This is a genomic window from Thiocapsa sp. (genome assembly GCF_018399035.1).
In the GTDB taxonomy this organism is placed as follows: domain Bacteria; phylum Pseudomonadota; class Gammaproteobacteria; order Chromatiales; family Chromatiaceae; genus Thiocapsa.
In genome coordinates this window covers 5,093,798-5,117,176 of record NZ_CP073760.1, presented here as the reverse complement: position 1 = coordinate 5,117,176, position 23,379 = coordinate 5,093,798, and the positions used below count along the sequence as shown (strand labels likewise).

Sequence of the window (23,379 nt, the reverse complement as noted above, 5' to 3'; positions counted from 1 at the left end):
CGTCGGTGGTGCGCGGGAAGCAGCTCGCCCCCCGCGGAATCCTCGACTGGATCCTGAATCCAGCACGTCTGCCAATTCCGCCACCCGCGCAAGAGAGATCGATTGAACATCCGATCATACAAGATACGACAAACAGGCGTTGACTGCCGTTCCGGCGTTCGGGCCGAGCGGTGCCGTGGGTACGGCCGGTCTGAAATACTCAGCTCGCCGCCGCCGACGCAGAAGGGTCAAACGACGTTCGGGTCTCCAACGGCAGCGAAGCGCGTTCCTAAGTAGCGCACGCCTATCCGCCCTCCTCCATCGGTTGATGTGCTGACGTGCCCGCGAGGACGACTGCTCTCCTGCAATGAAGGGCCATCCCTGGCCGGACAACCGACCCCCTACCCTATCGCGCAGCCTTCAGAGCCGCATGGGCCGCCGCGAGCCGGGCGACCGGAACACGCGGACCCGAGCAGCTGACATAGTCCAACCCCGCATCATGACAGAAGGCGATGGAGGCGGGATGGCCGCCGTGCTCGCCGCAGATGCCGACGTGCAGGTTGGGCTTGACCGAGCGGCCCCAATCCACGGCCAACTGCATCAGCTTGCCCACGCCCTTCACGTCCAACACCTCGAAGGGGTTGTCCTGCAGGATGCCGGACTGGTTGTAGAGCGGCAGGAACTTGTTCTCGGCATCCTCGCGCGAGAAGGAGAAGGTCGCCTGCGTCAGGTCGTTGGTGCCGAAGGAGAAGAACTCGGCCTCCTCGGCGAGCGACTCGGCGCGCATGCAGGCCCGCACCACCTCGATCATGGTGCCGAACTTGAAGTTCACCGGCTGGCCGTAGGTCTCGGTGACCTCGTCGTGGATGGCATCGACGAAGGACTTGACCAACCGCAGCTCCTGCGCGGTGCAGACCTGCGGCACCTTGATCTGGGGATGGACCTCGATGCCGGCCTTGGTGCATTCCGCCGCCGCTTCCAGGATCGCCCGGATCTGCATCTGGTAGATCTCCGGGAAGGTGATCCCGAGACGCACGCCGCGATGACCCAGCATGGGGTTGGTCTCGTAGAGCGCACGGACCTTGCGCAGCATCGCCTCCTTCTTGGCGATGGCATCCTCGACGATCGCCGGATCCACCATGCGACGAAGCGACTCGATGTCGTGGCGGACGTTGTCGGGCGAGTGCAAAAGTCCCATGGCCCCGGCCAGCACCGTCATGCCGCGGGCGCTGCGGGCGAGGACGCGCAGATCCGTCAGCTCGCGCTCGAGGACATGCTCGTCGGGCAGAAACTCGTGGATCGGCGGGTCGAGCAACCGAATGGTGACCGGATTCGGTGCCATCACCTCGAACAGATCGCGGAAGTCCTTGCGCTGCAGGGGCAGCAGCTTATCGAGTGCCGCTTGGCGCGTCTCCGGCGTCTCGGCGACGATCATCTCGATGACGACCGGCAGACGCTCCACATCGTTGAACATGCGCTCGGTGCGCGCCAGGCCGATGCCGACCGCGCCGTACTTGCGCGCGCGCCGGGCATCCTCGGGCGTGTCCGCGTTGGCCATGACCTTGAGCCGGGCCACCTCGTCCGACCAGCCGAGCAGGACGTCGAGCTCGGGCGTGAAATCGGGTTCCACGGTCGGGATGGCGCCGAGGTAGACCTTGCCCGAGGTGCCGTCGATGGTGATGACGTCGCCTTCCTTGAAGCTGGTCACGCCGACCCGCGCCTCGCGCCGGTTCACATCCACGCTGATGCCTTCCGCGCCGGCGACACAGGGCTTACCCATGCCGCGTGCGACCACGGCGGCATGCGAGGTCTTGCCGCCGCGCGAGGTGAGGATACCTTCCGCCGCGAAAAAGCCATGGATGTCCTCGGGCTTGGTCTCCTCGCGAACCAGGATGACCTTTTGACCGAGCTCGTGACCGAATTGCTCGGCGCGATCGGCATCGAAGACCGCAATGCCCGATGCCGCGCCGGGCGATGCCGGCAGGCCCTGTGCGACCGACTCGGCCTTGACGGTCGGATCCAGCCGCGGGAAGAGCATCTGTTCGAGCAGATCGGGCTGGATGCGCAGCAGCGCCTCTTCCTTGTCGATCAGGCCCTCGCGCTCCATCTCCACCGAGGTACGCACCATGGCGACAGCGTTCATCTTGCCGTTGCGCGTCTGCAGGCAGAACAGCTGACCGCGCTCGATGGTGAACTCGAAGTCCTGCACCTCGCGGTAGTGGGTCTCGAGCTTCTCGCGCAGGATGTCGAGCTGAGCGGCCATCTCGGGCATCTCCACGCGCAGCCGCGAGATCGGCTTGGGCGTGCGGATCCCGGCGACCACGTCCTCGCCCTGGGCGTTGACCAGATACTCGCCGTAGAGCTTGTTCTCGCCCGAGCCCGGGTTGCGCGTGAAGGCCACACCGGTCGCGGAGTCGTCGCCGCGGTTGCCGAAGACCATGGTGACTACGTTGACCGCGGTGCCGTTGGCCATCTCGGGCGTGATGTGAAACTGCCTGCGGTAGTCGACAGCGCGCTTGCCGCCCCAACTGTTGAAGACCGCCTTGATGGCGATCTCCAATTGACGGTAAGGGTCCGACGGGAAGGGGTGGCCGGTATGGGACTCGACGACCTTCAGGAAGCGCTCGCTGACCTCTTTCAGATCGGTCGCGCTGAGGTCGACGTCCTGCTTGGCGTGCGCCGCCTCCTTGACCGTGTCGAGCTCATGGTCGAAGGCGGCGTCCGGCACCCCGAGCGCGACCTTGCCGAAGAGCTGAATGAAGCGACGATAGGCGTCGTAGCCGAAGCGCGCATCGCCGGTTGCGCGGATCTCGCCCTGCAGCGTCTCCTCGTTCAGACCCAGATTCAGAATGGTGTCCATCATTCCGGGCATGGACATAGCCGATCCCGAGCGGACGGAGACCAGCAGCGGCTTTTCCGGATCGCCGAAGCCCTTGGCGGTCTTCTTCTCGACGGCACGCATCTGCGCGTGCACCGCATCCATCAGCCCGGCCGGCAGCGCATGATCGGGGGAGTCGAGATATTCCAGGCAGGCCGCAGTGGAGATCACGAACCCGGGCGGGACGTTGAGCCCCATCTGGGTCATCTCGCAGAGATTGGCGCCCTTGCCCCCGAGCAATCTCTTGTCCTTGCCGTCCCCTTCTTCGAATGCGAACACGTGTTTGGTGGTTTGGGATGCCATTGTTCGAATGTACCTCTCTCGTCATTATGTTGCGGGTTGTCTGGACTCGAGCACGCGGACCCGTGCCGCGGCAACCGGCGTATTGTCGCAGAGCTTCGCGGTTGGGTCGGGGGAATTTCGTGCGGGGGGTGCCGGGGCCTGCTTTCTGCTGCCTGCTCTCGGCTGTGGCTGTCAGCTCTCGGGAACAACCGAAAAACGATGGGTTTCGCTTCGCTCTACCCATCCTACGTTTTTCGTGAGGCGTTGGCGCGGGCAGCTGACCCCCGTCCTCAATTTACGGACACACCGAATCCGCGCATCAGAATCGCACGCCGCGCCGAGGGTCCGGGGGCTGCCGTCTTGGCCCTGGCGCTTGCCGACCTGGATGCGGCGCTGCTCGAGCGGAGCGATGCCGCTGCGACCAGGGTACTGGCACAGCTGGTGCCGGGCTGGTCGGGCGACCCCGAGGCTGTCCGATCAGTAGCCCCCGACGTGGCTGTCGTCGGAATGCCCGGCTGACGAGCTTGCGGGGATTGGCGATCACGGCTGCAGCGCCTCTCAGCGCACGGGCAGCGCGACCTCGACCCTCCCCGTTTCGGTCCAAGCCCGGCGTTGCGGGCGGTACATGTCCTCGACCGTCGCAGCCGGGTGGGCAAAAACGCCCGGCGAGACGGCGCGCAGGCGATAGGCGAGCTGGAAGCGGGTCGGCGAGCGTGGGCCTCGGTCGACGGCGGCGACGAAGCGGTCGGCGCGGAATTCGAGATGCTCGGCGGTCTCCTCCAGGCCCAGCCAGGCGATGTCGGCGATGTCGCCGACCTTGATGAGACTGGGGTTGTCGATCTCGAAGCCGGCGGGGAGCGGGTCGTCGACGATGAGTCGGGCTTGGCGCTGCGCGTCTGCGCTGACGGTGATGACGGCGACCATGCGATCGCCTTGGGTGACGGCGGAGGGGTCGATGCGGCGGCCGTCCAGGTCGTAGTAGGCGCGCTCGATTCGGTAGCCGTCGCCGCCGGCGGGCTCGGGTGTCAGCGGGACGCCGCCGACGCTGACGAGTGCCTCCAGCGGGCGTTGACCTGCGTTCCCGACGATCAGGGGCAGGGCCGCAGCGGTGTCGGCACCGAGTCGGCTGAACCAGGGGCCGCTCCAAGGCTCACCCGCGAGTGTCAGTTGCGGTTTGTCGGCGCCCTGCATCAGGGCACGGGCGGCGAGCAGCAGCCAGGCGTCGTCCTGCGTGCTGGTGTCGTTCGCGTCGACCCAGGCCTGTTCCAGACGTCGGGCGAGGGCCTGCAGGTCGACCGCGCCGGTCGCGCTCTCGGCGGCCAGGGTCAGGACCGCCGCGCCGTCGCGTAGGTCGGAGCCGAAGTCGGCGCGCCAGGCGCCCTCGTCGTCGCCCTCCTCCAGCATCTCGACCGCGGCACGGAAGACCGTATCGGCACGCGGGCGGTCGCCCATGAGGGCCAGCGCAGCACCGAGCTGGGCCTTGGCCATGGATGTGGAGAAGGCGTCGAGCTTGGTCTCGGCGTAATAGCGCAGGTCGCCGATGGCGGCGCGGCCGTTGCGGGCGAGGACATAGAGCGCATAGGCGATGTCCTCGCCGCCGCTCGTGAAGTCAGACACATAGGCGAGTCGGTTGCGCAGGTTGTCGAGTGCCATGTCGAAGGCGCGATCCGGCACCTCGTGGCCTTGCTCGCGTGCACGGGTGAGGAAGTCCGCGACGTAGGCGTCGAGCCAGCCGTCGTCGCCGCCCGTACCCCAGAGTCCGAAGCTCCCGTTCGACGCCTGATTGGCCAGCACCGCGCCGATCGCCTCGCGCACCCGCTCGCGGATCTCGGCGTCGGTCCCGAGCCCGATGGCGGTCGCGACCTCGTTGAGATAGAGCATCGGCAGGGCACGGCTGACGAGCTGCTCGGTGCAGCCGTAGGGGTAGCGATCCAGGCCCGTGACCAGGCCGGCGACGTCCAGCGGCCCCGCGCCCGTGATGGAGACGGCGAGCGCTCCGGTGCCGGGGAGCATCTCGGACCAGGCCGAGGCGTCCAGACGCAGCTCCCCGCCCGGGGCCAGATCCACGACGGAGTTGCGCGAGACCAAGGGCGCATTGGATCGCACCGGGATCCGCAGGGTCTTGGTCAAAGCCTGCCCGTCGGGCGTGCGCAGGACCAGGCGAAGGGTCTCGTCGCCGACCGAGATGGCTTCGATGGGGATCTGCACGGCGGCGCGTCCGCCCTGCGCCAAGGTCAATGTCCGCTCGGTTTGGTCGGCGGGGATGCGGACATGTCCGCCGTCGTTCGCGACCGTCAGGGTGACATCGCCCGCCGGACCATCGACGTGGGTAAGCTCGAGCAGCAGGCGCGAGCGGTCCTCGGGCGCGAGGAAGCGCGGCAGGCTCGCCATCATGACGACCGGATCGCGCACCAGGAGATCCTCGACCGCGTGGCCGACGCCTTGTTTGGACCAGGCCATCGCCATGACCCGCAAGGTGCCGTTGAAGTCCGGGATGTCGAAGGCGACGGTCGCCCGGCCTTGCGCGTCGAGACGGACGATCTCGGACTGGAAGGCGACCAGATCCTCGGTCGGCGGCGGGCCTTCGAGCCGGATCATGGCGCCGTCGCCGCCGGAGCGGACCACACCGGGCACGCCCTGCATGCGGTCGATGAGCTGACCGTAAAGGTCGCGGACCTCCATCCCGAGACGGCGCTGACCGAAATACCAACGGTCCGGCGCAGGCGATTGATAACGGGTGAGGTTCAGGATCCCGAGATCGACCGCGGCCAGGGTCACGTAGACCGCCTCGCCGGCCGGGGCATTGCCGATCTGGATCGGGATCTCGAGCCGCTGGCGCGGGCGGATCACGCCCGCGGCCGGATCAAGGCCGAGCGTCACATCGAGCCGGCGCTCGCCCGGATCCACCCCGGCCCAGGCCAGCCCGATCGCGCGTCCGGGCATGCGCCGGGCCTCCAGATCCATCGGCCGATAGAGCGTGGCCGTCACATAGGCGCCCGGCCCCCAGGCACGGGTGACGGGCAGCTCGACGGTCGCACCGCCCTCCGGGACCTCGACGGTGCGCATCTCGATCAGCCGGTCGTCGATCACCATCACCAAGGCCACGCCGGGGAAGCGCGGCTCGATGCGCGCCTTGAGCGTCTCGCCGACCCGATACTCGGCCTTGTCGAGCGAGACCTTGAGCAGATCCGGGGTGTCGACCGCGCGCGGGGCGACGTACCAGCCGGCCTCGAAGTCGAGATCCGCGGGCAGGGCCGTCCCGTCCGGGCCTTCGACACGCAGACGATAGCCGCCCCATTCGACCCGCGCCTCGATGCGCGCGGCAGCGGTCCGGGCGTCGATCTGACCCGGCTCCAGGGTGCCCGAGGCGACGCGTTGGGTCGAGACGACCGACTCGTAGTTCCAGCTTCCGTTCGACTCGTACCATTGGAAGTCGGTAGTTCGACGGGAGAGTGTCCAACGTAACCCTTCGGGCGAGCGGCGCTGGCCGTTTGGATCGCCGGCGGTATCGATCAGGATGATCTCGAAACCGGCGTTGCCGCCCTCCTCCACCGTGTCCTCGAACAGGGGCTTCACACCGATGCGGGGCGCGCGGGTCGCGATCGGCAGGGTCAGGCTGCGCTCGACCGGGCGCCCGCTGCCCTCGATGAGACGCACGCGCAGATCCGCTTCGAGGGGTCGGCTGGTCGGCGGCAGATCGGGCAGTTGCAGTGCAATCTCGACCTTGCCTTGGTCGTCGGTTCGGGTGGTTGCGAGCGGTTGGCCGACCGGCTCGACCGGCTCGCTCGCCAGACCGAATCGAAACCCGGGAAACGCGGCGAGGCCCTGCGCGGGTTTGACCTGCACCTCGCCCTCGACGGCGACACCCGCGGCGGGTGCACCGAAGAGGAAGCGGGCGTCCAAGGCGATCTCGGGCAGATCGTCGGGGTCCAGCGTCTTGACCGGACTCTCCAGCTCGAAGGCGAGGCGCTCGGGCTCGAAGTCCTCGACCAGGAAGGTGACCTCGGCCAAGGGCGGGGCCTTGGGGTCGCTGTAGGTGGCCGCGCGCCAGGTCCCGCGCATGGCGACGCGGCTTAGGTCCAGCGTCGCACGATAACCGCCGAGGCCCTGATCCTGCGTCAGGAGACGGCCGTGCTCCACGCCGTCCGGGCGCTTGAAGATGACGGTGATCGGGAGATCCGGGACGGCGTCGGCCTTGGCATCGCGCACCAGGGCGGTGAGCTGGACGGTCTCGCCGGGACGATAGGCGCCGCGCTCGGTCACCAGATAGACATCGAGCGGCTGCGGCGCGGGCCGACCCGTGACGCCGCGATCGCTCAGATCGAAGGGGGTTTGGGTGAGGTCGAGAAAGCCGTAGTCGCCGTCCGGACCCTCGGCGACCAGGATGGCAGGGGCGTTGCCGCCGGAACCGCGCAGCAGACCGGGCTCGAAGCGGGCATGACCCTCGGCGTCGGTGGTCGCCTCGCCCAGGATGTCGTCGTTGAGCGCGACCAGGCGCAGCGTCGTGCCGGCGACCGCCTCGGCGCTCGAGAGCGAGCGCACCAGGGCGTGCAGACCGTCGTTGCCCGAGAAGCTCGCAAGCCCGAGATCCGAGACCAGGAACCACTGGGTCGCGAGCGCTTCGGGCTCCTGCATGGCGTTGTGGGGCCTGGCGGTCATGGCGTAGACGCCGGGGCGCAGGTCCTCGACCAGCTCGCCGACCGGCACCGAGGTGGTGACCTCGCGATTGAGCCGGGTATCGGCCGGGGGCTTGACCTCGATATGGCCGTTCCAGATCGCCTCCCCGGAGCGATCGGCGATCTGGTTCGCGTCCCAGGTGGAGAGCTGCTGGCGGAACCGGCCGCTCGCGACCGCCGAGCCCAGGGCGCGGTCGCCGATGCGATAGACCGCCGCGTCGATCCGATCGGTGTTCACCGAGACGACCGGGATCGCCGGATCGCCGCCCGCAGGCAGCACATAGGCACGCCCGAGGAAACGGACCATGGGCGCGCGATCGCGCACGAAGATGTCGAGATCCGACGTCTTGGCGAGCGTCTCGCCGTCCGCCGCCGGGAGTCCGGCGCGGACCTGGATACGGTAGCGCGCGCCGTGCTCGACGCCGTCGATACAGATCTGCCGGGCCTCGACCTCGATCGGCAGATCGGTGCGGTCGGTCACCCGCACGAAATCGGCGAGCTGGCCCCGGTCGCGCGCCAACGGGTCGCTGAACTGCAGACAGATGCGGGGGCTCGCGGCGTCCGAGTCGACCTCGTGTCCGGTGACCCGGAAGCCGTGCTCGCCGATCATGTTGTCGTATTCGGCGCGGACGGAGGCGTCCTCGACCAACGCGAGGGAGGCGCGCAGGGCGCGGATTGCCGGGCGCCAGTCGTCGCGCTCGGCGAGTGTTCGAGAGAGGACTCCCAAGGCATCGGCGCGCTCGGCGACCGCTGCGGAGCGCCGATAGGCGTTGACGGCCGCTGCGGTCGCGTCCCGCTTGAAGGTTTGCCGCGCCTGCCAATCGGAGGGCGTGGCGGCCATCGTCGCGCGGGCGAGATCGAGCCAGAGGCTGCGGTCGTCGGGGGAAAGTCGAAGGGCTGCGGCGTAGAGGTCCGCCGCGCGCTCGGGGTTGTTCGCGGCGGCCCGCCCGGCCTCGGCAGCCAAAGACGCGAGCGGCTGATCGCGGGGCGGAGCCTCGGCGATGCGGGCCGCGAGCTTTCGGGCGGCATCCAGCTCGCCGCGCGGGAGAAAGCGCAGCTCCGCACTGCGGGTGGCGGCAAGATCCGGGGGCGACACGGCCGCCTGACCGATCCGAACCCGTCCGGAAACGGCATCCGGGAAGGGACGCGCGTCGGAGGCGGACGCCTTGAGGAAACACCAGCCCGCCTTGCTGTTGAAGGTGAAGGCATAGCAGCGGCCGTCCTCGAGACAAGCGTCGCGACAGGCTTCGAGATCGACCCCTTTCAGGGTCTCGTAATCCCCGCCGAAATAGTCCATGCCCGGTGTCAGGAGGATGCTGCGCTCGACCCCTTGGGCCGCTTCGCTCGGCGTCGGCCAGCCCATCGACAAGCACGCGGCCAACAGGCCCGCCAGTAGACCCGTCAATGGACCCGCCAAATGGCCCCCGGGCAAGCGAAGCGAGGAAACGAGCATGACGACACTCCTGTGATCACCGACACCGGTGGGTCCGGGTAACTCTAGTGCGCGTTCCGCCCGAGGTAAAGGGAATGCCTCAGCGACGACAGGAGCGCAGTTGTGCCCCGTAGGTCTTTGCTTGCTGATCCACGCGGCGCGCGACACGCACCAGCCAGTCCTTCTTTCGATAGGTCCCGCGCTGGAAGCCGCGATGGCCCTCGTGGTAGGCGAGGTACTGACGGTAGCCGTCCCATTTGGAGATACCGAGCGTGCGGTGGGTAACGTCCGTGTACCAACCGACGAAGTCGACCGCATGGTCGAAATTGGTCCGCTTCGCACGCCGATTGCCCGTCTGCTCCCGGTACCAGTCCCAGGTCCCGTCGATCGCCTGCGAGTAACCATAGGCGCTGGACACGCGTCCCGGCGGCCGGGCGTCGTGCCGGAAGCTCGACTCGGCCTGGATGATCGCCAACTGGACCGCAACCGGGGTCCCCCATTTGCGCTCGGTCTTCTTCGTCGCCCTGTACCAGCTCGGGCGCTCTTTGAAGATAGCGCAGGCATCGAGCGGTTTGGACGGCGGGGGGGGCGCGGAGGCACAACCTCCGACGAGCACAAGCACGAGGCCTAAGAGACCGAGAACGCTTGATCGCGCGCGCTGCGACGCGGCCCATTTACCGACGCGAGCCTTGGTCATCGGCAGAGTCGGCAGGAGCTCGACGGCCATCGGAAGGCCCGGCATGGCTGGGGCCGGCCGTGATCTCTCGGTGCGAGCGCGCCGATTGTCTCGCCGACGTATCCTCCTGCGCCAGACTCGCCAATCGCGCGCGATCCGACCGACGGTCGCGCTCGGAGAAGGCCGAAATCGTCCGGCGCAGTCGAAAATTCTTGCTGAAATTCCCTTAACACTCATCGAAAGTAAGGGTTAATATCCGGTTGCTTGACAAATTCGACGGACCTCCTCGCCCGGGGGATGCGTCGATCACTCGCCCACTGACCCGAAAGGAGGGTTCCCAATGTTCAAATCCAAAGACGCTGCCTCGACGGAGACCGCGAAAAAAACCAAAAGTACCGACCAAGGCTCGCTGATGATGGCACTCTTGCCATCGGTGATTCTTTATGTCGGCGCCGTCGTCCTGATCACGCTCACGCGCAACGATGCGACCGGAACCATACCCTACTGGGAGACGTTCGTCCCGGTGGTTGCCTTCATCTCCTTGCTCTCCGGCTTCGGACAGGCCTATGTCCGCGATCAATCCTACTTGTTTTATACCTTGAAGCAGGTCATGCACTGGGGGATCGTGATTGGTCTTCTGTGGCTGCTGCACACGCACGGCGTGCGCGCCGCGCTCGACGATCAGAAATATCTGCTGGTGCTGCTCTACCTGCTCGGCCTCGCGACCCTGCTCGCCGGCCTGCACATGGATTGGAAATTCATCTTCTTCGGTGCCTTCCTGGCCTTCTGCACCTACATCTTGGCCGCGCCGGAGAATACGGCAATCCTCGTCCCGATCGGCGAGGCCTTCGGCATCGCCAACGCGCAAGAGAAACCGATGGCCATGATGATCGGCACCGCCGTGGTCGCCTTCCTGGCCAGCACCCTCGTGCTCATCGGAATGCGCGGCGCCATCCTGTCCAAGCGCGTCAGGGAGGCCAGAACCTGAGGGAATCGATCGGGCGGACGTTCGCGTCGCACGCTCGACGCGGCGTACCGATCCGATGTCTTGTGTCCGACACCGCTGAGCCCCCTATCCAACCGGGGCCTCGACGCATCGGATGATCACCGCGCCTCATTCGATGCGCGCACCCGGCCGGATCCCGACCGGCGAGAGCCCCGCGATCCGCGGGGCTGCAGTCTCGGGAGAATCCGCCCGCGGAGGCGGGATTCCCTCAAAGCAGGTCGGCGGGCGATACGACGCGATAGCCCAACGCATCGGCCACGGCCGGATGGGCCACCTGACCCTCGCACACATTGACCCGTTGCGCAGATGCGGATCGTCCTTCAGGGCCGCACGCCACCCTTTGTCGGCCAACGCGAGCACGTCGGGCAGCGTCGCGTTGTTCAAGGCGTAGGTGGAGGTATGCGGCACCGCTCCGGGGATGTTCTCCGGATCGTCGCTACGCGGGGATCGGACCGTCGAGGCCGGTGGCTCGCCTCGGCGAGGGTGATGGCGTACCCTTCGGGCCTTTGTCGATCTCGAGAACGCAAACGTGACCGCCATTCGCAGCCCGCATACCGGACGACGGCATCAACGCGGAGTCATCGCCGCAATCGGCCATTGGCTCGACCGCAACATCCTCGAGATGGGGCGCGAGATGCGGCTCTCCTATCTACCCCCCTTGATGATCTATGTGGCCTACGGCATCCAGGGCCTGACGGCCATCGTCGGCACCTTCTTCGTCAAGGACTATCTCGGCCTGCCCGCCTCGTTCCTGGCCGCACTGGCCTTCTGGGCCGGGATCCCCTGGGTGCTCAAGATGCCGCTGGGGCACCTGGTGGATCTGATCTGGCGCCATAAAGCGGGCCTGGTCTATCTCGGCGCGTCCATGCTGACGGGGAGCCTGTTGATCATGCTCGGCCTGCTGGCGGAGCCCGAGGCGATGGCCGCGGTGATGCCGGTGGAAGCCTGGTATGTCTTCGGCGCGCTGCTCGCTCCGACCGGCTATGTGATCCAGGACGTGGTGGCGGATGCCATGACGGTCGAGGCGGTCCCGCGGGTCGACGTCGACGGCCAGCCGATCGAGCGTGCCCGGCTCAAGCTGATGCACACCACGATGCAGACCCTGGGACGGATCGCCATCATCGGCGGCGGGGTGCTCGTGTCCGTGGCCAATATCTACCTCTTCGCCGGGGTCGAGTCCATGTCGGAGGCCGAGAAGGTCGCGACCTACATCTTCATCTACCAGATGGCCTTGGCGATCCCGGTGATCTCGGTCCTGGGCGTCGCCCTGGCGAGCTTCATCAAACGCCGCGACCTGCGTCGTCTGATGGCCAAGGGGCTGGATCGGGCGGACGCCAGACAACGCCTGGAACGGCCCGCCCAGATCACCACGCCGAATTGGTGGATCCTCGGGGGCAGCCTTGCCTTCGTGGTCTTCACGCTGGGGATGGGACTCACGGACGTGCCCTACAACCAGGAGATCATCTTCGTCGGCTCCATGGCCATCGTTCTCTTCCTGATGTCCCGCCTGGTACGCGTCCTGGACGCCGATGCGCGGCTCTATCTCTTGGGCACGGCCATCATCATCTTTGTCTTCCGTGCCATGCCCGGACCGGGTGCCGGCCAGACCTGGTGGATGATCGACGAGTTGGCATTCGACCAACAGTTCCTGTCCGTGCTCGCGCTGATCGGCAGCACGCTGGCGCTGGCGGGGCTCTTCGTCTTCCGACGCTTCATGGCCGAGCACTCCATCGCCCACGTCGTGGTCTTCCTGACCCTGCTCACCAGCCTCTTCTACCTGCCCATCGTCGGCATGTATTTCGGGCTGCACCACTGGACGGCCGCCGTGACCGGAGGCATCGTCGATGCCCGCTTCATCGCTATCGTGGACACGGCACTGGAGTCGCCCTTGGGCCAGGTCGCCATGGTGCCCATGCTGGCCTGGATCGCCAACTCGGCCCCGGACAACCTCAAGGCTACCTTCTTCGCCGTCATGGCCTCCTTCAGCAATCTGGCCCTCTCGGCGAGCCAATTGGGAACCAAGTATCTCAACGAGATCTTCCTCGTGACCCGCGAGGTCAAGGATCCCGTCAGCGGCGTGGCGAGCGTGCCGGCGGATTACAGCCAGTTGGGCGACCTGATGATCGCCGCCTTGGCGATCGGTTTTGTTCTCCCGCTGGTTGCGGTGGCGCTCGTGAAGGTGACCCGGCTGCGCAGCGCCTGAGGTGTCGAGGCGACCCCGGAGATCCGGGGCTCGCCTTGCACCGGTCCTTCGAGGCGGCTATGTTTCGGATCGAGACCACCCTCGGATATGCAAAGACGCGAGGCACCGACATGATCACGAGCGCAACCGCATCCCGGATCGAGGCGGCAGGCAACCGCACGGCTGACGACGACAATTCTGCCGTGCGGATCGGCCTCGTTCACGATGTCGGCCATCGTGACACGTGGCGCGGAGCGCCAGGGGCATGCGTGACACCGCGGAGCGGATGTCACGAGACCATCTACCCTTCACCCTTCACCCTTCACCCTTCACCCTTCACCCTTCACCCTTCACCCTTCACCCTTCACCCCTCATCCCTCGTCCCTCATCCCTCGTCCCTCATCCCTCGTCCCTCATCCCTTATCCTTCCATCAACCCGCTCGCCCGCAACACCCGCCGCTGCACGGCTTGTTCGAGAACCTGATCGCCGCCCGGCTGCACCAAGGTCAGGTGGGCGCGGGCGCGAGTGATGCCGGTGTAGAGCAGCTCGCGCGTCAGGATAGGGCTCAAGGTCTCGGGCAGGACCAGCGCGGCGTGGCTGAATTCGGAGCCTTGGGATTTGTGGACGGTGAGCGCGTAGACGGTCTCGACCGCCTGGAGGCGGCTGGGAAGGATCCATTTGATGCCGTCTTGGCCGTCGCCGGCGGGGAAGGCGACGCGGAGCGTCCAGTCGCGATCGCCGGGTGCGGGGCGGATCAGGGTGATGCCGATGTCGCCGTTCATGAGCCCCAGGCCGTAGTCGTTGCGGGTGACCAGGACGGGGCGCCCGAGATACCAACCGCCGCTGGCCGGGATGAGATCGGCGTCGTGCAGCAGGCCGGCGATGCGCTGGTTGAGTCCCTCCACACCCCAAGGGCCGCGGCGCAGGGCGCAGAGACATTGAAACCGGCCGTGGGCCTGCAGAACGGCGCGCGCCCAGGCGTCGTAGGCGCAGGCGTCGGCGTCGCGGGCGGGTTGGCCTTCCCGCAGGGTGGCGAGGTAGTGGCGGTAGCCGTGTCGCGGCGGGTCGCCATCGGTCTGCGCGTGTCGTGCTCCATCGCCGCGCAGCGGATCGACCGGCGCGGTCGCCGCGCCGTCGATGACCAATGACCGGAAGGCCGCATCCTCGGTGCCGTGGAGCGCGACCAGCGCGAGATCGGCATGACCGCGTAACCAGAGGTCGCGGACCTTGACCGGATCGCCCGCATTGACCGCCTCGGCGAGTTGGCCGATGCCGCTGTCGGCCGAGAAGCGGTGGCTGTGACGCAGCATGACCACGGACTGATCGAGCGAGGTGCCGGCAGGATCGATGAGGTCGGCCGGGATGTGCTCGCCGGTCGCGCCCTGCAGCCAATCGCGGGTGCTCGGGGTGTAGTGGCCTTCGCGGGCACGACCGCACAGCTCTCCGAGCACGGCGCCGGCCTCGACCGAGGCGAGCTGATCCTTGTCGCCGAGCAGGATGAGGCGCGCGTTTGCCGGCAGGGCATCGAGGACGGCGGCCATCATCTCCAGATCGACCATGGATGCCTCGTCGATGACCAGCACATCGAGCGCCAGCGGGTTGTCGGCGTGGTGGCGCAGACGGCGGGTGTCCGGACGGCTGCCGAGCAGACGGTGGAGCGTGCTCACGGTGACGGGGATAGCGGCACGCACGGCCTCGCCCTGTGCAAGGTCGTCGAGCGGCAAGCTGGCGACCGCGGCGGCGATGGATTCGTTCAGACGGGCCGCAGCCTTGCCGGTGGGTGCCGCGAGACGGATGCGCAGGGGGCGCGCCGCCTGGCCGGGCGGCGGCTCGACGAGCGCCAGGGCTTGCAGCAGGGCCAGGAGACGGACGACGGTCGTGGTCTTCCCCGTGCCGGGACCGCCGGTGATGATGCTGAAGGCGCTGCGGGCGGTGAGCGCGCAGGCGAGCTTCTGCCAGTCGGCCGTTTGGCCGGGAGTGCGGGCGGGCGGGAAGAGACGCGCGAGTACCGGGCGCATGGCCTCGATCGGAAGTGCGTCCTGCAGGGCTTGCGAACGTACCGAGCGGGCGTCGATACCGGCGCGCACGGCCTGCTCGTAGCGCCAGTAACGCCGCAGATAGAGTCGCGGACCGACCAGGACGAGCGGCGTGTCGCCAACGCCCCGGCCGACCAGTTCGGGATGGGCGAGCGCCGCCTGCCAGTCGCGCAGGGTCAGGCCGTCCAACACCTCGGCGGGGTGCGGCGGGGTGTCCGTCTGCGCGGTGTCGGTACCCTCGGGGGGCAAGGACAGGGCGAAGGTCGGATCCTTCAGCGTGGCCTCCAGATCGAGACAGGCGTGGCCGCGACCGAGTTGATGGCTCGCGAGCGCCGCGGCGAGGATCAGCAAAGGCGGTGCGTCCGGCACCTCCCGGCGGAGGAAATCGGCGAAGGCGACATCGAGCGCGCGCAGCCAGGCGCGCTCGGCCCAGCGGGCGAGGAGCGTGTCCATTTGGGTTCCTTCGGCCTTTGCCGCTCGCATGCTCGGATCCGTGCTCATCAATCCCCCCCCTCCGACTTGCGCGCAAAGCAGCGATCCAACGCCTCGATCAGCTCACGCGGTGGACGCTCGGCATGGATGCCCCGGCTCGGCGCCTCGATGCCGCGCAGGAAGAGATAGACGGCGCCGCCGACGTGGCGGTCGTAGTCGTAGTCCGGCAAGCGCGCCTTGAGCAGCCGATGCAGGGCGAAGAGATAGAGGACGTATTGGAGCTCGTAGCGCGCGTGCAGGATCTCGGCGCGCATGGCCTCCGGGGTGTAGGCGGCGGCGTCCGGGCCGAGCCAGTTGGACTTGTAGTCGGCCACGTAGTACCGGCCCGCGTGCTCGAACACCAGATCCATGAAGCCCTTGAGCATGCCGTTGAGGATGTTGGTTTGGAGCGCCGGGCGGGGCGCGCGGTCGAGGGTGTCGGTGCAGACCAGGCGGTCGATCTCGCGGGTATCGGCGCGGTGCGCGGCAAGCCAGAACTCCATCTCGGGCACGGCGCCGGTCAGGTCGACGAGGCGCAAGGTGGTGGCCGGAAGCGCGCCCATCGCGGACACGGGCAACGGCGTCGTCAGGAAGGACTCCAGCCAGGCCGTGAGCGGATCGATCCATTGGGACCAGCCGCGCACCTGACAGCGTCGGGCGATGGTGTCGCGCAGTCTCACCGGATCGGCGGCGGCCTCGGCGAAACTCGGATTGGCGGCCCATTCGAGAAGATCGTGGAGGAAGGTGCCCGCCTCCGGCCCGCGCGGGAAGGCATGGATGGATCCTGCGGCGGGCAGTCGATCGCTTGCGTCCTTGCTCAATGTCGCGGGGGACAGCTCGGTGCCCTGCGCAGCCGCTTGCGCGGCCTGCATCTCCCGGAACCGATCCTCGGTCGGCGTAGCGGCGGGCGCCCGGGCTGATGGATCGGCCGGCGTCTCGGCGGGTGTCGCGGACCGCGCCGGGTCGCCGCTAACGACGGTGCGCAGGGCCGAATAGCTGGCGATCCACCAGGACTCGCGCACGACGGGGACCGAGGTGCGTGCCGGCCCGAGACGGCGCGGTGGACCGGCCTGGGCGAAGCGCTCCATCAAGGCATCGGGCCGGGATTCCGGCGAGGGCTCCGGCGCCTTCACCACGGCGATGGACGCACAGTCGCCGCGCAGGTCCTCGAGCGCCTGCTCCAGACCATCGGGGGCCAGCACGGCGCCGCCGCCCAGCAGATACCCGAAGGCGCCGCCTTCCAGGCCGGCCAGCGGTGCGAGACCGACCCAAGTGGCATGTCGGGCGCGGGTCAGGGCGACATAGAGCTTGCGCAGATCCTCGCCCAGACGCTCGCGGTCGGCACGTTCCAAGATCTCCTCATCGGCGCAGAGGCCGAGCTGCAGCCGGCCCTGTGCGTCGTGCCATTTGAGCGGCAGGTCGGCTTTCGCGATCTGCCGATGATCGGCAGCGAACGGCAGGAACACCAAGGGGTACTCGAGTCCCTTGGATTTATGGACCGTCACCACCTGCACCAGATCGGCATCGCTCTCGAGACGGATCTGGCGGGCATCGCCGCCCGCGCCACGGTCCGCATCCCGGCACTGCTCGGCGAGATGGCGGATCAGCGCATGCTCGCCGTCGAGCAGGACGCTGGCCTGTTGCAGCAGCTCGGCGAGATGGAGCAGATCGGTGAGGATGCGCTCCCCGTCGAACCCCGGCTCCGATGCAAGCAACCGCGCGGGGACGTCAAAGTCGTTGAGCAGGCGGCGCAGCATGGGCAGCACGCCTTGGCGGCGCCAGCAGTCGCGGTAGCCACGGAACTGCAGCACGCGCGACTCCCAGGCGAGCTCGTCGTGATTGAGACGATCGAGCTCGGACCAGCTCAGACCGAGTGTCGCGGTGGCCAACGCGGCGCGCAGCAGGCCGGCGTCGTCGGGCTCGGCACAGGCGACCAGCCAGTGTTGCAGCTCGCCGACCTGCGGGCTTTGGTAGACCGAGTCCCGGTCGGAGAGATAGACGCTACGCACACCGCGTTGCGCGAGGGCGCGGCGGATGATCGCCGCCTCCTTGCCGGTGTTGACCAACACGGCCAGATGCGCCGGGCGCAACGGCTTGGATGCGCCCTCGCCGACAAAGGCCGCGTGCCCGGTCTGCCCGAGATTGAGCAGACGTACCATCTCCGCAGCACAGACTTCGGCAATCCGGCTGCGATAGGCGTCCTTGCTCAGCGGCTTGCCCGGTGCGTTCGGCGGCAGCCAGCAGGCGGTGAGCGCCGACAGCGGTTGGCCGTCGATGAGCAGCGCGTCCTTGCGCCCTTTCGCGTCCGCCGCGATGAAGGGCACCGGATTGTCGGTCCCGACCCCGGTATTAGTATCGTTGTCGTTGTCGTTGTCGCTGCGGAAGAGGAATGCGCCCGCACCGCTCGCTCGGGTCTCGGCAGCCTCGAAGCAGCGATTGGTCGCGGCGACCATGTCGGGCGTGGAGCGATAGTTTCGCTTCAGGGTGTAAAGACGGCCGGCGCAGTCTCGGCGTGCGGCGAGATAGGTGTAGATGTCCGCGCCGCGAAAGGCATAGATCGCCTGTTTGGGGTCGCCGATGAGGATGAGCGCGGTCGCAGGATCGTTCGCCGCGACCCGGTAAACGGCATCGAAGATGCGGTACTGCACCGGATCGGTGTCCTGGAACTCGTCGATCAGGGCGACGGGGAACTGGCGGCGGATGATCTCGGCCAGACGCTCGCCGTTGGGGCCTTGCAGGGCGGCATCGAGCCGAGTCAGCAGATCGATGAAGCCCATCTGGGCGCGTCGAGTCTGCTCCGCGGCGAAGCGGTCCGCGATCCAGCGGGCCGCGTGACGCAAAATGTCGCTGCGCGGATCCGGAAGGTTGCTCAGCTCGGTTTGCAGGGTGGTTATCGCCACGAATGCCGGATGCGTCGGTGGATCGCCCCGAGTCCATGCCTGTGCAATTCCATCGGGTGTCAGACGCGTCCAGCCGGTTTTTAGATCAAGTGAGACTGCAACCGGATCCGCCGCCCAGTGACGTAGCGCATCCAGCCAGCTGTTGTAATAGCGTGCCTGCAGTTGGCGTCCATTGACCGACCGTGCGGCGACGGCCTCATCAAGCAGCAGTTTCAACGCATCGGCCCATTCCGACCAGGGGCTCTTCAGCTCGGTCAAGCGGCGTTCGCGTTCCTTTCGGGCATCCTTGATCGAGTCCGCCGGCAGTTCCGCCTTCCCGAGCCGATCGGCATGCTCGACGAGTGCCCGGATCGCCCCCTGCAGCGCCTCCGGACCTGACCACCACTGGCGCACCTCGGCGACCGACTCGGCGTCGAGCGGGACCATGAAGGTCCGCCAATAGTCGCGCACCACCTCGGCGAGCAGCTCGCTCTGATCGGTCTCCAGGGTCTGGGTGAAGTGACTGTCGCTGTCGAAGGCGTGCTCGCGCAGCATCCGATTGCACCAGCCGTGGATGGTCGAGACAGCGGCCTCGTCCATCCATTCGGCGGCCAACTGCAGCTTGCGCGCGCAGGCCGGCCAGCGCTCGGGCGGGTATTCGGCGCGCAGGTCGTGCAGCGGATCCTCGCCCGGGGGGCGTGCGGCGATCCCGTCAGGATCGGCGCGGAAGGCGGTCGCGGCCTCGGCAAGACGGGCGCGGATGCGGTCGCGCAGCTCGCGCGTGGCGGCATCGGTGAAGGTGACGACCAGGATCTCGGGCGGGGTGAAGGCGCGGGGTGCGGTGTCTTGTGCAGCTTGGGTCGCGTCGTTCGGCAGGCCGTGACCGAGCACCAAGCGCACATAGAGTGTCGCGATGGTGAAGGTCTTGCCGGTGCCGGCACTGGCCTCGATCAGTCGGCTGCCCCACAGCGGAAAGCGCAGCGGATCGAGCGAATCGGAGCCTGTGGGTCGGGCTTCAGCCCGACGAGAGATCGCTGCGATATCCGCCTGATCGGAAACCACAGTCGCTGCGGGTCGGCCATTTTCGGGACTCATGCGGCGGCTCCAGTCGCTTGCGCTGCGGCGGGCCGGTCCGGCGTCTTCTTGTCGTCGGCATGCATCGCGGTATAGAGCGGACGCAGCAGGCTTTCGGCCAGCTCGGCGAACTCACCGCTCGCGCAGAGTGCGTCGAAGTCCGGATAGGCGCGCGCGAGATAGGCGTCGGTCTCGACCTCGCCGGTGTACATATAGCCGCCCTCGTAGGTCGTGCGCGCCTTCGCCGCATCGCCGGCCTTGAGCCACTCGAGCGCGGTCTTCGCGGCCAGCGGGAGCGGACGGCACATACCGACCTGCCAAGCCGCCAGCAGTGCGGTCAGGTGCGCCTTCGCCTTCTCGACCGGCAGTGGCTTGAGCTCGACATGGCCGGTCTTGCTGAGGACCAGCGTGGTGAGGGGTCCGCCGGCCAGATGCAGGGCCAGGTGCGCGACCCAGTGACGGATGAGCTTCTCGCCGCGGTAGTGACCGTTCTTGACCAGGTCGCTCGCCTCGATGAGCACACGTCCTCGAAGGCCCTCGGCGTCGGTGCGGATGGCGCCGATCCAATCCGCCAGCTCGGGTACGGGCGCCGGAAGATCGGCTTGAAACCGGATCTCTTCTTCGTCGTCGCTCAGGTGCGGCCAGCGGAGGAGCGCGTCCTGATAGCTCGCGAAAAGCGTATCCATCGGTTCGACCAGGTCTGCGGCAAGGGCGTCGCCGAAGCCACCCGGCGCGAGATCGCCGCGCCGGCGGATTCGATCGAGGCGGCTCGCGCGCGCCGCGGCGATCGGCTCGCCGTGCGACAGCGCCTGCGCTTGGACCCGGATCAGCTCGTCTTGCAGCTGCCACCGGCCGAGCCCGTCGAGTGTAAAGGGCTCTTGATCCTCGCTCGTCGGATCCTCGGACTCGAAGACGACCCCGAGCCGCTGGCTGAAGAATGCCTTCACCGGCGACTTGAGGAGGTCGACGAGATCGCGCAGCGCGAGCGGCTCGTCGCGGGGCAGCGGCGGCAATGCGGCCGTCGGCGGTTGCGACGCGGCATCCGGGCGACGAGGCCGAGGGGCATCGAGGGGACGCCACTCGTGAGCATAGGTGAAGAGCGGGGCGGCGCTCGGCGGCCGCCCCGAGTGGGGCTCCGGCGGGAAGTAATCGGGACTGAAGGGCTGGAGCGGATGCTCCACCGTGAGTGCATTCAAGAGGGCCTGACCCGGATCGAGCGCGCGGGGCTCCTCCGACAGCGCCGTGTCGAGCGCCATCCGCCAACCGGCGGCGAGGTGGTCGCGCAACTGGGCAACCAGTACCGAGGGCGGTCGCACGCCGTTGTCGGTAATGCTGCGTCCGACCCAGGAGATGTGCAGATGGTCCCGTGCCGAGAGCAGGGCTTCGAGAAAGAGATAGCGGTCGTCCTCGCGCCGCGAGCGGTCGCCGGGTCGGTAGTCGCGACCCATGAGGTCGAAGTCCATCGGGATCCGGGTGCGCGGGTAATCGCCGTCGTTCATGCCGAGCAGGCAGACCCGGCGAAAGGGGATGGCCCGCATCGGCATCAGGGTCGCGAAGGTGACGGCGCCGGCGAAGAAGCGTTGCGACAGACCGCCGTCGTCGAGCTGAGAGAGCCAATACTCGCCGACGACCGACAGGGGCAGCTCCTCGGCAAGCGCGGCCTCGTCGCACGCCTCCTGCCATCCCTGCAGGGCGGTGTCGAGCTGCATGAGCGTGAAGGCCTCGCCGCTGTCGGCGGCATCGAAGAAATCCGCCATCAGGGTGCGCAGACGCCTGCACCAGTCGGCGACGGTCGCGGGCTCGCGCAGGGTCCGCCAGGTGGAATCAAGACGCTCGATCAGGTGCACGAGCGGACCGAGCAGGACCGCATCCAGACCGCCGATCTCGTCGAACGACTCGATCCCCTGCCAGGCACCCTCGCCGGCGGCGCCGACCGCATAGCCGAGCAGCATCCGGCGCAGACCGAACAGCCAGGTGTGTTGGGCCTGCGCGTCGGGCTGAGTCGGCAGATCGAGGCTCGCGCGCTGCTCGGCATGCAGGCCCCAGCGAATGTTGGCCCCGCGGATCCAGCGATGGAGACGCGGGAGGTCCGTCTCGGCAACGCCGAAACGCCGACGCACGGCCGGGGCTTCGAGCAGATCGAGCACATCGCTGACCGCAAGACGCGATCGGGGCAGCTCGAGCAGCTTTTCCAGGGCCTGAATCAAAGGCTCGGTCGCGCGTTGGCCTTGATCCGCCACGCTGTAGGGGATGTCGCGCGGATCATCGCGATCGATCAGACCGAACACCGCCTGGATGTGCGGCGCGTAGGTGTCGATATCCGGCACCATGACGATGATGTCGCGCGGGGTCAGGCTCGCATCGGCATTGAAGGCCGCGAGCAGGACGTCATGCAGGATCTCGACCTCGCGCTGCGGACTGTGGGCGATGTGGAAGCGGATCGAGGGATCACCCGTGGAAGGCACCTCGGGCCAATGTGTGCGGGTCTCGGCGAGCGGGCGGAGATCGCGGATGTCGTCCTGGAGCTGTTCGAGCAGAGAGCGAGCCTCTCGCGAGGCGTCGAACAGATCGATCCGCTGGCCGATGGCATTGAACCGCCCGAGATAGCCCGCCCGAGCCGTCGCGTCGTCGTGCTCGTCGAGCAGGCCGATGAAGTCGCGGCCTTGCTTGCCCCAGGCCGCGAGCAGCGGGTGTGCGTGCAGGTGCATCCGCTCCTCGGAGAGGTCCGTCGGCATGCCGTCGCGGCGTTGCTGGCGGCTGCGCTCGGCGCGCAACAGATCCTTGTCGGCGACGATGTCGGCCCAGTAGTGCTCGCAGGGGTTGTGGACGCACATGAGGACCTGGGTCCAGCGCGCCATCCCGGCCAGCACCTCCAGGGACTGACGGGGCAGACTCGAGATCCCGAAGACCATCACCCGACGGGGTAGACCGCGCGGGTGCGTATCGTCGGGCCAGTCGGACACACGGCGCAGGAATGCCTCGTGGACGTCCGCGCGACCGATGCCGGCCGCCTGCCCCCTGCCCTCGCCGTCCGTCTCGACATCCGCCAGCAGCGCACGCCAGAGTCCCGACTGCCAACGCTGCTCCTCCGGCAAGGGAAGGCGACCGCCACGCGCCGCGATCAGCACGTCTTCGCCCCCGCCCCAGGCGGCCAGCCAGTCGGCGCGGTAGACCTGATACTGGTCGTAGAGATCGGCCAGACGCTCGGCGAGCTGGAAGCGTTTGCGCAGGTCGGCATCCGTTTGCAGGAAGCGCCGTAGCGGCAGGTATTCGGGCCGAGCCAACAGCTCGGGCAGGAGTCGCATCAGCCGCCAAACCAGGCGCGACTTGTCGAAGGGCGAGACCTCCGGGACCGCATCGCGACCGAGCACCGCCCGGTAGACCCGCCAGAGAAAGCGCGCCGGCAGCGAGATCTCGAGCGCCGCGGCGATCCCGACGCCTCGCTCGCCGGCGGCAAACGCCCCCGCGCCTGGATCGGCATCGGCGGCGAGCGCAAGCTTCAGCCACTGCGCGATGCCGTTGCTCTGCACCAGAATGATCTCGTTCTCGAGCGGGGCCAACGGATAGCGCGCCATCCATTCCACCAGAAGATCGCGCAGATCTTCCGGGCGGTTGCCGTGGACAAGCATCAGGCCGGGCGTCAGGGCGCTTGTGGTCACGTCGAGCTCCATGCAGCGGTGAACGGCGCTCATTGTGCGCGAAGGATAACCGGAGCGCACCCGATTCCCACATGGAGGCCGGTCGAAGTCAAACGCCTCGAGAATCCGTTTGCCACGGTCGTCCCGGCGTGCAATGCGGCGAAAAATC

The 23,379-nt window shown here is 67.8% G+C and carries 10 protein-coding genes and 1 tRNA gene; 3 read left to right on the top strand and 8 right to left on the bottom strand.

Going from position 1 to position 23,379, the window contains the following annotated elements; translation table 11 throughout:
• Positions 1-6: 6 nt before the first annotated feature.
• Both KFB96_RS23330 and ppdK read right to left on the bottom strand, forming a co-directional pair.
• Positions 7-90 (bottom strand) — tRNA-Leu (locus KFB96_RS23330).
• A gap of 295 nt (positions 91-385) precedes the next feature.
• Complete coding sequence (gene ppdK, locus KFB96_RS23325) at positions 386-3,160, bottom strand: pyruvate, phosphate dikinase (RefSeq protein ID WP_213456345.1); 2,775 nt, start codon at positions 3,158-3,160, stop codon at positions 386-388.
• 198 nt (positions 3,161-3,358) lie between these two features.
• Here ppdK and KFB96_RS23320 point away from each other — a divergent pair, with 198 nt between their 5' ends.
• The gene (locus tag KFB96_RS23320) at positions 3,359-3,658 is read left to right on the top strand and encodes a hypothetical protein (RefSeq protein ID WP_213456347.1); all 300 of its coding nucleotides are present in this window, start codon (positions 3,359-3,361) and stop codon (positions 3,656-3,658) included.
• Positions 3,659-3,697: 39 nt separating this feature from the next.
• On the opposite strand, the gene KFB96_RS23315 is transcribed toward KFB96_RS23320, so the two are convergent.
• Positions 3,698-9,268, bottom strand: a complete 5,571-nt coding sequence (locus KFB96_RS23315) for an alpha-2-macroglobulin family protein (protein ID WP_213456349.1) — start codon at positions 9,266-9,268, stop codon at positions 3,698-3,700.
• Between the two features lie 79 nt (positions 9,269-9,347).
• Complete coding sequence (locus KFB96_RS23310; protein ID WP_300970860.1) at positions 9,348-9,989, bottom strand: transglycosylase SLT domain-containing protein; 642 nt, start codon at positions 9,987-9,989, stop codon at positions 9,348-9,350.
• A gap of 274 nt (positions 9,990-10,263) precedes the next feature.
• Between KFB96_RS23310 and KFB96_RS23305 the strand changes: the two genes are divergently transcribed.
• Positions 10,264-10,911: a hypothetical protein gene (locus KFB96_RS23305; protein ID WP_213456351.1), complete on the top strand. Its 648-nt coding sequence runs from the start codon at positions 10,264-10,266 to the stop codon at positions 10,909-10,911.
• Positions 10,912-11,037: 126 nt separating this feature from the next.
• Here KFB96_RS23305 and KFB96_RS27705 read toward each other — a convergent pair whose 3' ends face one another.
• Positions 11,038-11,469 (bottom strand): hypothetical protein, encoded by a 432-nt coding sequence (locus KFB96_RS27705; protein ID WP_366931454.1) that lies wholly within the window; start codon positions 11,467-11,469, stop codon positions 11,038-11,040.
• Here KFB96_RS27705 and KFB96_RS23295 point away from each other — a divergent pair.
• The gene (locus tag KFB96_RS23295; RefSeq protein ID WP_213456352.1) at positions 11,459-13,132 is read left to right on the top strand and encodes a hypothetical protein; all 1,674 of its coding nucleotides are present in this window, start codon (positions 11,459-11,461) and stop codon (positions 13,130-13,132) included. The two genes, KFB96_RS27705 and KFB96_RS23295, sit on opposite strands and share 11 nt — an antisense overlap.
• 399 nt (positions 13,133-13,531) lie before the next feature.
• Here the strand turns inward: KFB96_RS23295 and recD are convergent, their stop codons facing one another.
• From recD to recC, 3 genes are read right to left on the bottom strand one after another with little or no spacing between them, the layout of a single operon-like run.
• Positions 13,532-15,601: an exodeoxyribonuclease V subunit alpha gene (gene recD / locus KFB96_RS23290; protein WP_300970859.1), complete on the bottom strand. Its 2,070-nt coding sequence runs from the start codon at positions 15,599-15,601 to the stop codon at positions 13,532-13,534.
• A gap of 47 nt (positions 15,602-15,648) precedes the next feature.
• On the bottom strand, positions 15,649-19,593 hold the full coding sequence (gene recB / locus KFB96_RS23285) for an exodeoxyribonuclease V subunit beta (protein ID WP_213465313.1): 3,945 nt from the start codon (positions 19,591-19,593) through the stop codon (positions 15,649-15,651).
• On the bottom strand, positions 19,590-23,243 hold the full coding sequence (recC, locus tag KFB96_RS23280) for an exodeoxyribonuclease V subunit gamma (protein ID WP_213457029.1): 3,654 nt from the start codon (positions 23,241-23,243) through the stop codon (positions 19,590-19,592). The genes recB and recC overlap by 4 nt, the downstream gene beginning before the upstream one ends.
• Positions 23,244-23,379: the final 136 nt, after the last annotated feature.